This is a genomic window from Mycobacterium sp. (assembly GCF_029961025.1).
Classification (GTDB): Bacteria; Actinomycetota; Actinomycetes; order Mycobacteriales; family Mycobacteriaceae; genus Mycobacterium.
This window is the reverse complement of the sequence record NZ_JASBVP010000006.1, coordinates 106,063-120,594: the sequence shown is the minus strand read 5'-3', so window position 1 is coordinate 120,594 and position 14,532 is coordinate 106,063. Positions and strand designations below refer to the sequence as shown.

Annotated in this window: 13 protein-coding genes; 2 read left to right on the top strand and 11 right to left on the bottom strand. The window is 69.1% G+C overall.

The window, feature by feature from the left end; translation table 11 throughout:
- Position 1 precedes the first annotated feature (1 nt).
- On the bottom strand, positions 2 to 865 hold the full coding sequence (gene lepB / locus QJR12_RS08525; RefSeq protein ID WP_300580737.1) for a signal peptidase I: 864 nt from the start codon (positions 863 to 865) through the stop codon (positions 2 to 4).
- Between the two features lie 34 nt (positions 866 to 899).
- On the bottom strand, positions 900 to 1,241 hold the full coding sequence (gene rplS / locus QJR12_RS08520; RefSeq protein ID WP_300580735.1) for a 50S ribosomal protein L19: 342 nt from the start codon (positions 1,239 to 1,241) through the stop codon (positions 900 to 902).
- 364 nt (positions 1,242 to 1,605) lie between these two features.
- On the opposite strand from rplS, the gene QJR12_RS08515 reads away from it, so the two are divergent.
- Entirely contained in the window at positions 1,606 to 2,505 is a 900-nt protein-coding gene (locus QJR12_RS08515; protein ID WP_300580733.1) for a hypothetical protein, read from the top strand.
- A gap of 18 nt (positions 2,506 to 2,523) precedes the next feature.
- Here the strand turns inward: QJR12_RS08515 and trmD are convergent, their stop codons facing one another.
- The 4 genes from trmD to rpsP are packed head-to-tail and all read right to left on the bottom strand — an operon-like array spanning position 2,524 to position 4,543.
- Entirely contained in the window at positions 2,524 to 3,201 is a 678-nt protein-coding gene (gene trmD, locus QJR12_RS08510; RefSeq protein WP_300580731.1) for a tRNA (guanosine(37)-N1)-methyltransferase TrmD, read from the bottom strand.
- A 2-nt stretch (positions 3,202 to 3,203) separates the two neighbouring features.
- On the bottom strand, positions 3,204 to 3,722 hold the full coding sequence (gene rimM, locus QJR12_RS08505; RefSeq protein WP_300580729.1) for a ribosome maturation factor RimM: 519 nt from the start codon (positions 3,720 to 3,722) through the stop codon (positions 3,204 to 3,206).
- Between the two features lie 24 nt (positions 3,723 to 3,746).
- Positions 3,747 to 3,989 (bottom strand): RNA-binding protein, encoded by a 243-nt coding sequence (locus QJR12_RS08500; protein ID WP_300581252.1) that lies wholly within the window; start codon positions 3,987 to 3,989, stop codon positions 3,747 to 3,749.
- Positions 3,990 to 3,997: 8 nt separating this feature from the next.
- Positions 3,998 to 4,543, bottom strand: a complete 546-nt coding sequence (rpsP, locus tag QJR12_RS08495; RefSeq protein WP_300580726.1) for a 30S ribosomal protein S16 — start codon at positions 4,541 to 4,543, stop codon at positions 3,998 to 4,000.
- A gap of 265 nt (positions 4,544 to 4,808) precedes the next feature.
- Here rpsP and QJR12_RS08490 point away from each other — a divergent pair, with 265 nt between their 5' ends.
- Positions 4,809 to 5,693 (top strand): D-alanyl-D-alanine carboxypeptidase family protein, encoded by an 885-nt coding sequence (locus tag QJR12_RS08490; protein ID WP_300580724.1) that lies wholly within the window; start codon positions 4,809 to 4,811, stop codon positions 5,691 to 5,693.
- A 70-nt stretch (positions 5,694 to 5,763) separates the two neighbouring features.
- Here the strand turns inward: QJR12_RS08490 and QJR12_RS08485 are convergent, their stop codons facing one another.
- From QJR12_RS08485 to QJR12_RS08465, 5 genes are all read right to left on the bottom strand, one after another.
- The gene (locus QJR12_RS08485; protein WP_300580722.1) at positions 5,764 to 7,371 is read right to left on the bottom strand and encodes a serine/threonine-protein kinase; all 1,608 of its coding nucleotides are present in this window, start codon (positions 7,369 to 7,371) and stop codon (positions 5,764 to 5,766) included.
- 125 nt (positions 7,372 to 7,496) lie between these two features.
- Entirely contained in the window at positions 7,497 to 9,269 is a 1,773-nt protein-coding gene (locus tag QJR12_RS08480) for a serine/threonine-protein kinase (RefSeq protein ID WP_300580719.1), read from the bottom strand.
- A 9-nt stretch (positions 9,270 to 9,278) separates the two neighbouring features.
- Positions 9,279 to 10,379, bottom strand: coding sequence for an amidohydrolase family protein (locus QJR12_RS08475; protein ID WP_300580716.1), 1,101 nt, complete (start codon positions 10,377 to 10,379; stop codon positions 9,279 to 9,281).
- Positions 10,380 to 10,386: 7 nt separating this feature from the next.
- A complete protein-coding gene (gene ffh / locus QJR12_RS08470) occupies positions 10,387 to 11,937 on the bottom strand; it encodes a signal recognition particle protein (protein ID WP_300580713.1) in 1,551 nt (516 codons plus the stop codon).
- A gap of 114 nt (positions 11,938 to 12,051) precedes the next feature.
- A complete protein-coding gene (locus QJR12_RS08465) occupies positions 12,052 to 14,523 on the bottom strand; it encodes a [protein-PII] uridylyltransferase (RefSeq protein ID WP_300580711.1) in 2,472 nt (823 codons plus the stop codon).
- Positions 14,524 to 14,532 lie beyond the last annotated feature (9 nt).

Genomic DNA, 14,532 nt, shown 5'->3' with positions numbered 1-14,532 from the left:
GCTAGCGGCCCTGTTGCGGGTTCACCGAACGCACCAGACCCCAGCGCGTCGGCGGCCACACGATCACCTGGGCCTTGCCGATGACGTTGCCCACCGGCACCGTTCCCGACGTCGGGTCCCCGGTACACAAGATGCCCTTCAGGGCGTCGGCGGGGATGCTGGTGCAGTGGGCGCGTGAATCTGCCGAATGAGTCCGGTTGTCGCCCATCACCCACAACCGTCCCGGTGGGACGGTGACCGGGCCGAACTCGCTGCCCAGGCAGGGGTACACCGAGGGGTCGGCCATCATGACGGCCGGGTCCAGATACGGCTCCTGCAGCCGCTTGCCGTCGACCGTCAAGCCGGTGGCGTTGCGGCACTTCACGGTCTGCCCGCCGACCGCGATGACCCGTTTCACCAGGTCATTTTCATCGGGCGGCACGAAGCCGACGAACGACAGCGCGTTCTGCAGCCAGCGCACCACGACGGTGTGCGAGCGAATCGACCGATACCCGACGTTCCACGACGGCGGCCCTTTGAACACGATGACATCACCGGGCCGCGGTGCGCCGAAACGATAGCTGAGCTTATCCACCATGATGCGATCGCCGACGCAACCCGGACAGCCGTGCAACGTGGGTTCCATGGACTCCGACGGAATCAGGTACGGGCGCGCCACAAAGGTCAGCATGACGTAGTAGAGGACCACCGCGATCGCCACCAGGATCGCGGTTTCCCGCAGCACCGGGTGCTTTTTGGGGGTCTGCTTATCGGCAACGGCCTCATCGGAATCGGAGTCGGCGCCCGGCTCACGGGTAAAGACCGGGGGCGGTGCCGGAGGGGGATCGGGGGGGCGCTTCGCTGATGAGTCCGTAGTTTCGGTCACGCTCTAAGCGTAGCCAGCCGACGGGCCCGCGCGGTTAGCGCTTCTCTTTGATCTTGGCCTTTTTACCCCGAAGCTGACGCAGGTAGTACAGCTTGGCGCGGCGAACATCACCTCGAGTCACCACCTCGATGTGGTCGATGCTCGGCGAATGCACCGGGAAAGTCCGCTCGACGCCGACACCGTAACTCTCCTTGCGCACCGTGAACGTCTCGCGGATTCCCCCGCCCTGGCGACGAAGCACCACACCCTTGAACGCCTGGATGCGCTCCTTGGCTCCCTCGACCACCTTGACGTGCACGTTCACCGTGTCGCCCGGGCCGAAGTCCGGGATGTCGTCGCGCAGCGACGCCCGGTCGACGAAATCCAGCGTGTTCATCGGACACTTCCTTGCTTGCAGGTCGCGGCCCGGGGTGCGGCCCGCGCCGCGGGCGCGTAGCCGGTCACCGGGCCGATGAATGTCGCAATCTGCGCCTTTCGCATCCGGCGGTGGCCCCCGGCCGGAGCGGACGGCTGCTCAATTGTGCCAGATATCGTGCACCAGCGAAAATCACCCGACATTCGGGGAGCGTCGGTGCGCCGGTGCTCCTCGTCGGGATGGTAGATCGGAATGGTAGATATGACGGCGGCATCCGCCGACGGCCTGAGCCGCGCTGCGCACCGGATGCCGGGCGAGCGGGAGAAGTGGCTGCACCACGTCCGAGGAGAGCCACGTCCGAGGTGAGCCACGTCCGAGGAGAGCTATGCACGGACGGTCAGCGACACTGGCCACCGCCTGCGCAGCGGCACTGCTGGCGTCGGTGACCGGTTGCCAGGCCACGGTCTCCGGCGCAGCCCGAGCCGTTTCGGCCGGGCCGGCCGCCCCGTTGACCGCTGCGCCCCGGCCGCGGCCGGCGCCACCGCAATCGGTGTTCGCCGGGCTGGCGGGCCGGATCCGGCGGGCGATCGACGAAGCCGCCGCCGACGACGCCCGCATTTCGGTCGCGGTGCTGGACCGGGTGACGCATCAGATGGTCTCCGACGGCGACCCGCAGATCCTGGCCACCGCCTCGGTGGCCAAGCTCTTCATCGCCGACGAGGTGCTGCTGCGGGAGTCTCGGGGCGAGATCACCCTGTCCGTGGAAGATCGCCGGTCACTGCTGGCGATGCTGCGATCGTCGGACGACGACGCCGCCGAGAAATTCTGGAACCAAAGCGGCGGCAGCGCCATTATCAGTCGGGTCGCCGACCGCTACGGGCTGGCGTCCACCGCGCCTCCCGGTGACGGGCGCTGGTGGAACACCACCAGCTCGGTGCCGGACCTGATCCGCTACTACGACATGCTGTTAGACGGCAGCGGTGGCCTGCCGCCGGAGCGGGCCGACGTCATCGTCGGCAGCCTCGCCCAGGCCACCCCGGCCGGAAGCGACGGCTATCCTCAGCGATTCGGCATTCCCGAGGGCCTTTACGCCGAAACGGTGGCGGTCAAACAGGGCTGGCTGTGCTGCATCGGCGAAGACTGGATGCACCTGTCCACCGGCGTGGTCGGCCTGGACCGCCGCTACGTGGTGGTGATCGAGGCGCTGCAGCCGGCCGACGACGCCACCGCGCGAGCAACGATCACCCGCGCGGTGCGAACCATCTTTCCCGTCGGCCGCATCTGATCCGCGGTTCGAGGCGGGCTACCGCAGCAGGTCCGGACGGCGTTCCCGGGTGCGCTGCAGCGCGGCCGCCCGGCGCCATTCGGCAATGCGCGCATGATCGCCGGAGAGCAACACCCCGGGGACATCAAGACCCCGCCAGGTCGGCGGCCGGGTGTAACACGGCCCTTCCAGCAGACCCTGCGAATACGAGTCCTCCCGGTGTGATTGCGGGTTGCCCAATACGGTGGGCAACAACCGGATCACCGCCTCGATCATCACCAGGGCCGCGGATTCCCCTCCCGGCAGCACGTAGTCACCGATCGAGACCTCCGCCACCCGCATCCTCCGGGCGGCGTCGTCGATGACACGCTGGTCGATGCCCTCGTAACGCCCGCAGGCGAACACCAGATGCGCTTCACCGCTCCACCTTTGGGCCATCTCCTGGGTAAACCGTATCCCTGCCGGGGTAGGAACAACCAAAAGCGTGTCACCGGAGCAGATCTCGTCGAGGGCTTCGCCCCACACCGGTGCCTTCATCACCATCCCGGGGCCACCCCCGTAGGGGGAGTCGTCCACCGAGTGGTGCACATCATGAGTCCAGCGGCGCAGGTCGTGCACCTGCAGCTCGACCACACCCGACCGGATCGCCTTGCCGGGCAACGATTGCCGCAGCGGCTCCAGATAGGCCGGGAAGATGGTGATGACGTCGATGCGCATCGCTACTTCAGATCCAATAGACCGTCCGGAGGATCGATCTCGATCCTTCGCTCCTCCAGCGACACCGCCGTTACGATTGCGCTCACGAACGGCACCAACACCTCGCCGCCGGTGTCGCAGCTGACCGCCAGCAACTCTCCGCCGGCGGTGTGGCGTACTTCGGCGACAACACCCACCGGCTGACCGCCCACCGTTGTGACCCGAAGGCCTTCCAACTGATGATCGTAGTAGGTGTCGGGTTCGTCGATCGGGGGCAAGTCTTCGGAGTCGATGACGATGGAACTGCCCCGCAGGGCGTCGGCGGCCGCACGGTCGCTGACCCCGGCCAAGCGCACCAGCAGCCGCCCGCCATGTTCCTGCACACCGTCAATGACGTAGCTGCGCTCTTGGTCACCGGATCCTTTGACGCGCAACGCGGTCCCCGGCATAAATCGAGCCCCGGGCTCATCGGTGTGCACGTCGACGACGATCGCCCCGCTGATGCCGTGCGCCTTGACCACGCGCCCGACTAGCAGCTCCATGCGAGCTCCGTCACCGAGACTGCGCTACTGGTCGGTGTCCACCACATCGACGCGGATGCCGCGGCCGCCAATCCCGGCAACCAGGGTACGCAGCGCGGTCGCGGTGCGCCCCCCGCGACCGATCACCTTGCCCAAATCGTCGGGGTGAACATGAACCTTGATGGTCCGTCCCCGCCGGCTGGTCACCATTGCGACCCGGACGTCGTCGGGATTGTCGACGATCCCGCGGACCAGATGCTGCACGGCATCGACCACGACGGCATTCATCACGCCCGTCACGTTTCGGCCCCCGGACCGGCTTGGTCACCGGCTTGGGCGGGCGTCTCCGCGGCTTTCTCGGCCGCCTCCGCCGGGGCGGTCTCCGCAGCCGCGAGCGTCTCCTCGGTCTCGGTGGCTTTCTCGGCCTCGGCCTCCTTCTTCGCCGCCTTCTTGGCCGGTGCCTTCTTCTTGGGTTTGGTGGCCTCGCCAGCAGGAGCGCCCTCGGCGGCCGCCAACGCGGCGTTGAACAGCTCCAGTTTGCTGGGCTTGGGTTGGGCCTTCTTCAACCTGCCCTCGGCGCCCGGCAGGCCCTTGAACTTCTGCCAGTCACCGGTGATCTTCAATAGCTTGAGGACGGGCTCGGTGGGCTGGGCGCCCACGGAAAGCCAGTACTGGGCCCGTTCGGAGTCGATCTCGATGAGGCTCGGCTCTTCCTTGGGGTGGTAGCGCCCGATGATCTCGATCGCCCGGCCGTCGCGCCGGGTTCGCGCGTCGGCGACGGCAATGCGGTACTGGGGATTGCGGATTTTACCGAGCCTGGCGAGTTTGATCTTGACAGCCATGGTTATGCGCCTACTCCTGCAAGTGTCACGCTGCAATTCAGCAACCAGGGCGGGATGCCCGGATCCGGTTTTGCCTCGCGTGTGCGTCTCGCCGGCAACCTCCGGTCGCGGGGCGGACAGCCGCCCATTGTGCCAGAGCCGCCCACCCCGGTGAAAATCCGCTAACCGCGCGGGTTGGCGGTCGCGACGAACCGGGGCTCCCGAGCGCAGGTCAACGCGGCCAATGTCATCCATGGGCATGATAGCCGGGCTATGCTCACCGGGCATGCGGACATTTCCGGTCGTGGCCGCGGCCCTGCTGGTCGTGGGCTTTGGCTGGGCCGCTGCCGGCACCGCGACGGCACGGGCGGAAACCGACGTGCAGCCCGTGGGGTCGGTGCCGATCCCGGACGGCCCCGCGCAAACCTGGATCCTCGCCGACTTGGACAGCGGTCAGGTATTGGCCGCCCGCGACGAGCACGTGCGCCATCCACCGGCCAGCACCATCAAAGTGCTGCTGGCACAGGTGGCGCTCGAGGAGTTGAACATGGACTCCACCATCGTCGCCGACACCGCCGACGCCGATGTCGAGTGCAGCTGCGTGGGTGTGCGGCCCGGCCGCAGCTACACCGCCCGCCAGCTGCTCGACGGGTTGCTGCTGGTGTCGGGTAACGACGCCGCCAACACGCTGGCGCACATGTTGGGCGGCCCCCAGGCCGCGGTCGCCAAGATGAACGCCAAGGCCGCGGCCCTGGGTGCGGTCAACACCCACGCCACTACCCCGTCCGGCCTGGACGGCCCCGACGGATCCGGCTGGTCGACCGCACACGACCTGGCGGTCATCTTCCGCGCCGCCATGGCCAATCCGGTGTTCGCGCAGATCACCGCGGAGCCGTCGGCGATGTTCCCCACCGACAACGGCGACCGGGCGATCGTCAACCAGGATGAGCTGCTGCAGCGATATCCCGGCGCGATCGGCGGCAAGACGGGGTTCACCAATGCCGCCCGCAAGACGTTTGTCGGCGCCGCCGCCCGCGACGGCCGCCGGTTGGTGCTGGCCCTGATGTACGGGCTGGTGACCGCGGGTGGGCCGACGTACTGGGATCAGGCCGCCAACCTGTTCGACTGGGGCTTCGCGCTCGACCGGCAATCCGGCGTCGGCTCCCTGTAGCCTCGGTCCTCTCACCGGTGCCCCTTTTTCGGCGACCCGTCGGATCCCGATCCGCCGGCCGGGCCCAGCCTCAGCGGGTCGGCGTCGTTGTCGCCGGTGTCGGGGCATCGGGGGCCGGGTTGGGCACCGTGATGCCGGGCGGCAGATCGCCGACCCGCTGGGCCACCACCGGAATCACGAACCGCCCTCCCTTCTGGCCGCACTCGTCGGTGTGCACGGTGACGGTCATCACGCCCCGCAGCGACCGATGATCCCCCGGATGCAATGAGAGCACCTGCGTCGTGGTCTCTTCGGCCGGTGTGCCCTCCGGTGTGGTGCAGGCAAACGGCAGCGTTTCCGGGCGTGACTGCCAGGAGCCGACCTGGAAATCCAGGACGAGTGGCCGGCCCCCGGCGGCGGTGCTCGTCGCGTGGTGGTCGCCCCCGTCGAGCATGATCCCGCTGGCGACACATCCGGTGGCGGTGCAGGAGGAACGAAAAGCCCACCAGGTGGCCGCGTTCGGCGGTTGCGGGTTGGGGGTGCCGTTGTAGGTCTCCTGCGCGCGCTCGAGGTCGATCCGGTAGCTGCCCTCCAGCACCGCCGGCACGCCGGCCGAGGTGACCGTTGACGGGGCCGCGCCCGCCGGAAAGGTGCCGCCCGTGGGGCCACCGGCCCGAGAGGGTGTCGCCCCGTTCTTGCGTGCGATGCCCAGGACCAGCAGGACAACCAGCGCCACCAGCCCCGCCGCGATCGCCGACCCGGCCAGGATCCGCCGCCTGGGCCGTGTTCGCGTCGGCTCGATGCCCGGGAAATCCGTGTCGGTGCCCGATGCGCACGGGGCGTGGGAATGATCGGTGACGAGAACGGCCTCGGGGCTGTGGCGGCCCGTGCCGACCGCGCAGTTGAGCGCGTCCGCAAACTGAGCACACGAATCGAAACGGTGCGCGGGATTTTCGGCGAGGGCTTTGCCGATGATGCCGTCCAGGTGTGCCAGCTCGGGATGGCGGCCGCCGAGCCTCGGCGGCCGTCCGCTGAGGCGGCGGCCGATGACCGTCGCGGAGTTGGCATCATCGGCTGGCGGCGCGCCCGTGAGCAGCGCAACCGCCGTCGCCGCCAGCCCGTACTGGTCGGCGCGCCCGTCGATACCCGCGCCCTGCAGTTGTTCCGGCGCAACGTAGCCGACCGTTGCCGCGCTCAGGGTGATCGGCGGCGCTATTCCGAAGTCCGCCACCAAAACCCGTTGCTCACCATTTCCCGGATTCGTCAGAAACACGTTGCCGGGCGTGACATCGCGGTGCAGCAGTCCCCGCTGGTGGGCGTAATCCAGCGCCCCGGCGACCGCGGTCACGATCGCCAGCGCCTCACCGACCGGCATACCGGCCGGGAACCGCTCCCGCAGCAGCTGTGCGGCGGTGGCGCCGTCGACGTAGTCCATCGCGATCCACAGCCGTCCGTCGCACTCCCCGCGGTCGTGCACCGCCACGATGTGCGGATGGTACAGAGTGGTGGCGATCGGGGTTTCCCGCGTGAATCTCGCGCGGAACTCGGGATCCGTCGTCATCGCCGGGGGCAGCACTTTGAGCGCATCGCGCCGCGACAGGCTGGTGTGCCGCGCGAGATACACCTCCCCCCGCCCGCCGGTTCCCAGCATCCGGATGATGGTGTACCCGGCAAAGACCGTCCCGGGGGCCAACGGCATTCCCGAATCCTATCGGTCGCCGCGGCCGCCCGCTTCTTCTGCACAGCCGGCGCGCGCCACCGGCGCTGATCCCGCGGATTCGCACCCCTTCGGCGCCGCCGTGCCTTGGCCGGCCGCCGCGGCGATCAGCGACTCGGCGTCGTGGTCGGCGCCGGGGGCGAGCCGGGCGCCGGGTTGGGCACGGTGACGTCGGGCGGGACGGCGCCGACCCGCTCGGCTACCGCCGGAATCGAGATCTGCCCACCCTGCTGGCCGCACTCGTTGGTTTGAACGGTCACCGTCATCACCCCGCGCAGCGGGCCGCTGGTGTGCGGTTGCAACGACAGCACCTGCGTCACGGTTTCTTTGCTCGGTGTTCCGTTAGCTGAAACGCACGGAAACTGCAAGGTTTGCGGCCGCGACTGCCAGGCGCCCTCGCGAAAATCCAGCACCACCGGCGGCCCGGCCGTTGAGCTCACCTTTTGGTGGTTGTCGCTGTCGAGCATAACCGCGTCGGCGACGCATCCCCCCGGAGTGCACGCCGAGCGAAACGCCCACCAGGTGGTCACGTTCGGCGGCTGCGGATCGGGACTGTCGTTAAAGGTCTGCTGCGCACGGTCGATGTCCACCCGGTAGACGCCATCGAGGGGGGCCGGGGGGACGCCCGAGACGCTGCGCGGCGGCGCGACGGCCGGCACGGATGTGCGAGTCGCGGACGCCGGGCTCGGAGCCGAGGCCCGGTCGGTCTGCCCGCCGGTCCCACCGCCGAGGGCCAGCTTGCCAAGAACCGCCAGCAGCAACGCGGAAGCCGCCACCAACCCGCCGAGCAGCCAGCGCCGCCGGTGGCGCGTCGGCGCAGCCGGCATGTCCTCCACCGCCCCGGGCTCCGGAGCAGCCGTCGCGGGGGTCCCGTTCCCGAGGCGCCCGGCCGGTGACAGCCCGGCCGGGCCCCTCGGTGCCTCCGCGGAGATGAGGGTCGATCCGGCGTATGCGGGATCCACCCCGGATCCGGCGTCGGGATAGCCGACGGCGCCGGCGATGTCGTAGGTCTTCGGGCCGGCACTGCCGGTCGAAACGCCGGTCGAAACGCCGGTGGTCAGCGCCTCGGCGAAATCCCGGCAGCGGCCGAAGCGGTCGTTGGGATCCTTGGCCAGAGCGGTGGCCACCGCGCCGTCAAGTGGCGCCAGTTCCGGGCGCCGGTCGCTGAGTTTCGGCGGCGTGCCGGTCAGATGCGCGCTGATGACCGCGACCGGGTTGGCATCCCGAAACGGCGGCGCGCCGGTGAGCAGGTGAAACGCGGTGGCCGCCAGCGCGTACTGGTCGGCGCGGCCGTCGACGGCGGAACCCATCAGTTGTTCGGGCGCGGCGTAGGCCACCGTCCCCAACGTCAAGTTGGTCGCCGTGAGCCCGCTGGGGTCACCGAGGTATCGCGCTATTCCGAAGTCGGCCAGCAGAATCCGTCGCTCACCGGCTTCCGGATCGGTGAGCAGGATGTTGGCGGGCTTGACATCGCGGTGCAGCAGACCGCGCTGGTGGGCGTAGTCAAGAGCGCCGGCGATCGCGGAGATGATCGCCAGCGCATCGCCGACCGGCATGCCGGCCGGGAATCGGTCCCGGACGAGCGTGGCGGCATCGGTGCCGTCGACGTAGTCCATCGCGATCCAGAGCTGCCCCTCGAACTCGCCGCGGTCATGCACCGCCACGATGTGCGGGTGATACAGCGTGGCGGCCACGTCGGCTTCGCGCTGGAACCGCTCCCGGAACTGGTGGTCCGCGGTCGCCGCCTTGGGGAGGACTTTCAGCGCGTCGCGGCGCGGCAGTCGTGGATGTTGCGCCAGATAGACCTCACCCATTCCGCCGGAGCCCAGGAGTCCCAAAATGGTGTACCCAGCAAAAGACGTGCCCTGGGCTAACGGCATGCCCCGATATTAACCGCCATCGCCGCCGGGCGCTCGGTACAACCGTCCGCGCAGGATCACCACATCGGGCCGGCGCAGCACGGCGGCGGACTGCCGCGGATCGTGGGTGTAGCACACCAGGTCGGCGGGCGCCCCGTGGGCCAAACCCGGCCGGCCCAGCCAGCGTCGGGCGTCCCAGCAGGCGGCGCCCAGCGCCTCGGTGGGGCTCATCCCAATGCCTTTGAGCGCCTCGACCTCGTCGGCGATGCGGCCATGGGTGATGCCACCGCCGGCGTCGGTGCCGGCATAGATCGGCACCCCGGCCTCGCGGGCGGCACCGACTCGGCGGCGGCTGTGCGCATAGAGGTCCCGCATGTGGGCCGCATACCTGGGGTAGCGCTGCGCGGAGTCGGCGATCCGGGGAAAATTGTCGACGTTGATCAGGGTCGGCACCAACGCGGTGCCGTGGGCCAGCATCAACTCGATGACCTCGTCGGTGACCCCCGGCCCGTGCTCGATACAGTCGACGCCCGCGGTGATCAGGCCCGGCAGCGCATCCTCGCCGAAAACGTGTGCGGTGACCCGCGCCCCGTGCGCGTGAGCGGTGTCGACGGCGACCTTGAGGATCTCGTGGGACCACAGCGGTGCCAGGTCACCGGCCTCCCGGTCGATCCAGTCCCCGACGAGTTTGACCCAGCCGTCGCCGCGGCGGGCCTGGGCCTCGACCGCCGCCGGCAGCTGGGATTCGTCCTCGAGGTCCAGCGCCACCCCGCGGATGTAGCGTTTCGGCCGGGCCAGGTGACGGCCGGCGCGAATGATGCGCGGAACGTCGTCCCGGTCATCGAGACCCCGGGTGTCGATCGGCGATCCGCAGTCTCGCAGCAACAGCGCGCCGACATCGCGTTCCGTCTCGGCCTGGGTGAGCGCCTCACCGAGGTCGACCGCGCCCTGCGGTCCCAGCCCGATATGACAGTGCGCATCCACCAGCCCGGGCAGGATCCAGCCATCCCCGTCGGCGCCGAACACCGTCTCGGCGCCAGCGACCGGCTCGGCACTGAGGTGTCCGTCGACGACCCACAGCTCGATCGGGGCCTCGGCGGGCAGGGCCAACCCGCGCACGTGCAGTCGCACGGTGCGGCTACTTCTTTCCCGGGAACTTCAGCTTGGACAGGTCGAAGTCGGCCAGCCCGGGCGGCAACTCGTCGAGACCGGGAGGCAGGTGCGACAAGTCGGGGAAGCCCGCGGGCAGACCCATCGGACTGCGCTGCGCCGGGGTAGGGCCACGCTTTTTGGCTTTCCTCCCTTTGGCTCCCTTGGCCCCCTTGGCTTTGGCGGCTTTGCGGGTCGGGGATTTGCGGCCCAGACCGGGCATCGCCATGCCGCCGACCATCGATGACATCACCTTGCGGGCCTCGAAAAACCGGTCGACCAGCTGGTTGACCTCGGCCACCGTGACACCGGACCCCTTGGCGATCCGCAGCCTCCGTGAGGCGTTGATGATCCTCGGATCGGCCCGCTCTTGCGGTGTCATCCCGCGGATGATGGCCTGCAGCCGGTCGAGTTGTCGGTCATCGACGGCGGCCAGCGCCTCCTTCATCTGGCCCGCACCCGGCAACATGCCCAGCAGGTTGCCGATCGGGCCCAGCTTGCGGAGGGCCAGCATCTGCTCGAGGAAGTCCTCCAGCGTGAACTCACCGGAACCGATCTTGGCGGCGGCGGCCTCGGCCTGCCGGGCGTCGAACACCTGTTCGGCCTGTTCGATCAGGCTCAGCAGATCGCCCATGCCCAAAATGCGGCTGGCCATCCGATCCGGATGAAAGACGTCGAAGTCCGTCAACTTCTCGCCGGTTGAGGCGAATAGGATCGGCACCCCGGTCACTTCGCGCACCGACAGCGCGGCGCCGCCGCGCGCGTCGCCATCGAGCTTGGTCAGCACCACGCCGGTGAACCCGACCCCTTCGCGAAACGCCTCGGCGGTGGTGACGGCGTCCTGGCCGGTCATCGCGTCCAGGACGAACAGCACCTCATCGGGATGGATCGCCGCCCGGATGGCCGCGGCCTGGGCCATCATCTCGTCATCGATGCCCAGCCGCCCGGCCGTGTCGACGATGACGACATCGAAATGCTTGGCCTTGGCTTCGGCAAGCCCCTGGGCCGCGACGGCGACCGGGTCGCCCGGGCCCGTCTCGGCCGAGGCGCCCGGGTGTGGCGCGAACACCGCGACGCCGGCCCGCCGGCCGATGACCTGCAGCTGGGTCACCGCCGCCGGGCGCTGCAGGTCCGCGGCCACCAGAAGCGGGATGTGCCCTTGCCCGCGAAGCCAGGCGGCCAGCTTGCCCGCCAGCGTGGTCTTACCGGAGCCCTGCAAGCCGGCCAGCATCACCACGGTCGGCGGCGTCTTAGCAAACGCCAGCGGGCGGGTTTGGCCGCCGAGGATGCCAATCAGCTCCTCGTTGACGATCTTGACGACCTGCTGAGCGGGGTTGAGCGCACCGGATACCTCGGCTCCCCTGGCGCGCTCCTTGATGCGGCCGATGAACGCCCGGACCACCGGCAGGGAGACATCGGCTTCCAGCAAGGCCAACCGGATCTCGCGGGTGGTGGCCTCGATATCGGCCTCGGTCAGCCGGCCTTTGCCCCGCAGCCCCTTCAGGGCCCCGGTCAGCCGGTCGGACAGCGATTCAAACACGCCGCCAGCCTAGCCGGGCACCGCCGGTGAGGTGGAGGCCGACTTTTGACCTCCGCCACCGCCGACCGCAATGACCACCCCGCACCCGCGATCCCTGACCTTTCGGCGGCAGGCTCAGCCGGTGTTCGCGGCGGCAGGCAACACGGCCGCCAGCTCCCGCTGAACAACCACCCGTCCGCTCGAGTCGGGTTCGCCGGCCGACCCGCCGGCGACCGGTCCCGGCAACACGACGCAAAACGTGTCGTCCACCGTCGACCCGACGGTGGTGACCTTCGCCCACACGATATCCGCCCCGGCACGCTCCAGCGCCCGGGTGAGCAACGCCAGCAAACCGATCCGGTCGGTGGTGCGGATCTCAACGATCCGCTGTCCGGGGGCGGTGCCGTCGAACCACCGAATGCGGGGAGCGGCGCTCGACGGCGGCGCGGGCACCCCCGCCCGAACCTCGCCGACCATGGCGGAAGTGGCCTCCGGGCTGCGCCGCTCCAGCATGCCGAGAACGTCGATCTCACCCGCAAGCGCGCCGACGAACTGCTGACGCAGCAGGTCGGCAGCGGCCGGGGAGCCGAAGTGGGGCGACACCACGAATTCGTTGATCGCCGTATCCCGGTGAACGTTCACCGCGGCGGAATGCACCCGCAACGAGTTCAGGGCTAACACACCCGCGGCTTTCGACAGCAATCCCCGCCGATTGGGCGCGATCATGACTACCCGATAGAGACGCGGGCCGCCGTTCTCGCGGACCTCCACGTGCACCTCGTGGCCCTCCGCTAACGAAAGATAGCGGGGATCAAGCGGATCGGGGCGCGGCATGGGCTCGCCGGCCATCACGGCACGGCAGCGGCGCACCAGCTCGCCCACCAGCGACTCCTTCCACTCACCCCACATCCCGGGGCCGGTGGCCAGCGCGTCGGCCATGGTCAGCGCGTGCAGCACGTCGAGCAGCACCGGATCGCCACCGACGGCGTTCGCGACGGTTGTGATGGTCTGCGGATCATTCAGGTCGCGGCGAGTGGCCATCTTGACCAACAGCAGGTGGTGACGCACCAGGGCCGACAGTCGCTCGACGTCCGCGGGCGGCATTCCCAGCCGGGTGCCGATCTGCGCAGCCAGTTCGGCACCGATCTCGCTGTGATCGCCACCCCGGCCTTTACCGATGTCGTGCAGCAGCGCACCCAGCACCAGCAGGTCGGGCCGTGCCACACGGGTCGTGAAAGCGCTTGCTTGCACTGCAGTTTCAACCAAATGACGATCAACCGTCCAGGTATGGACAACATCACGTGGGGGCAGATCGCGGATTGCGCTCCATTCGGGGAACATCCGCCCCCACAGCCCCGCGCGGTCGAGGGATTCTATCGTCACCACCGCGCTCCGGCCGGCGCCGAGCAAAACCAGCAGGTCGTCTAATGCCCCGGGTGGCCAGGGGGTGTGCAGTTCGGGGGCGGTATCGGCGAGCCGGCTCAGGGTAGCCGCCGCAATAGGGGTTTGGGCGACGGCCGACGCCGCGGCCACTCGCAGCAGCAACCCCGGGTCGCGTTCCGGCCGGGCGTCCCGGGCGAGCACCACCTCCCCGGCGTACTCCACGACACCCTCCTCCAGCGGTCGGCGCCGCCACCGCAACCCCGAAATCCCCTGCCTTGGCAACGAGTTGGCGGCGGTCCGCAGCCCGGCATCGACCCGGTAGCTGATGGTGCGAGCGGCGTCGGACAAACGACGCGCCAAGTCGAATCGGTCACCAAGGCCCAGGGCGGTGCTGATCTCATCCGCGTACTGCGCTAGCAGTACATCACGTTCGCGCCCGGAAACCCGGTGCAGTTCGGTGCGGATATCGAGCAGCGTCCGATACGCGCCGGTCAACGATCCCCCCGGGCTGTCCGGCCGGTGCACGATGTGCCGGTCGGCCAGCTGGGCAATCGCCAGCGCATCGAGCAACTGGACATCGCGCAGCCCACCACGGCCGTATTTCAAATCTGGCTCCGCACGGTGCGCGATCTCACCGCTGCGATGCCAGCGGGCCCGCGTCACGTCGACGAGCTCATCGAAGCGGCAACGGATTCCGAAACGCCATTGCTGCCGCACCCCGGCCACCAACTGCGCGGACAACGCCGCATTGCCGGCGATGTGGCGGGCCTCCAGCATCGCCAGGCCGGCGGAGATCTCCGTTTTGGCGACGTGCAGCGCGTCGGCGACGGTTCGCACACAGTGGTCAAGACGAATGTTGGCATCCCACAACGGATACCACAGCAGATCCGCGACCCGGCCGACGACATCGGCAGGCATGTCGTCATGTAAAAGCAGCAGGTCCAAGTCGGAGTGGGGCAGCAGTTCGCGGCGGCCCAGTCCACCGGTCGCAATGATCGCGAAGCCCCCGGTATCGCTGAGTCCGATCTGCGCCGCCTTGGTCGTCAACCACGACTCGTGCAGGTTCAGCCATGCCTCGCGGAGCTCAACCGCGTCCAGCTCCCGCGGCCCACGGGCCAGCAACCGCTCCCGTGCGGCGGCCAAATCGGTTGCCGGACGAAGACTCTCCGAAGCCTCGGCGTCCCACCGGGAAGGCCCGAGGGGAACCGGTCCGCGCTGTTTCACCGCTATCCG

Bases quoted from the DNA above. Each gene is read 5' to 3' on its own strand.
- rplS (WP_300580735.1), bottom strand. From the start codon at position 1,241: ATGAACACGCTGGATTTCGTCGACCGGGCGTCGCTGCGCGACGACATC.
- QJR12_RS08515 (WP_300580733.1), top strand. From the start codon at position 1,606: ATGCACGGACGGTCAGCGACACTGGCCACCGCCTGCGCAGCGGCACTG.
- trmD (WP_300580731.1), bottom strand. From the start codon at position 3,201: ATGCGCATCGACGTCATCACCATCTTCCCGGCCTATCTGGAGCCGCTG.
- rimM (WP_300580729.1), bottom strand. From the start codon at position 3,722: ATGGAGCTGCTAGTCGGGCGCGTGGTCAAGGCGCACGGCATCAGCGGG.
- QJR12_RS08500 (WP_300581252.1), bottom strand. From the start codon at position 3,989: ATGAATGCCGTCGTGGTCGATGCCGTGCAGCATCTGGTCCGCGGGATC.
- rpsP (WP_300580726.1), bottom strand. From the start codon at position 4,543: ATGGCTGTCAAGATCAAACTCGCCAGGCTCGGTAAAATCCGCAATCCC.
- QJR12_RS08490 (WP_300580724.1), top strand. From the start codon at position 4,809: ATGCGGACATTTCCGGTCGTGGCCGCGGCCCTGCTGGTCGTGGGCTTT.
- QJR12_RS08485 (WP_300580722.1), bottom strand. From the start codon at position 7,371: ATGCCGTTGGCCCCCGGGACGGTCTTTGCCGGGTACACCATCATCCGG.
- QJR12_RS08480 (WP_300580719.1), bottom strand. From the start codon at position 9,269: ATGCCGTTAGCCCAGGGCACGTCTTTTGCTGGGTACACCATTTTGGGA.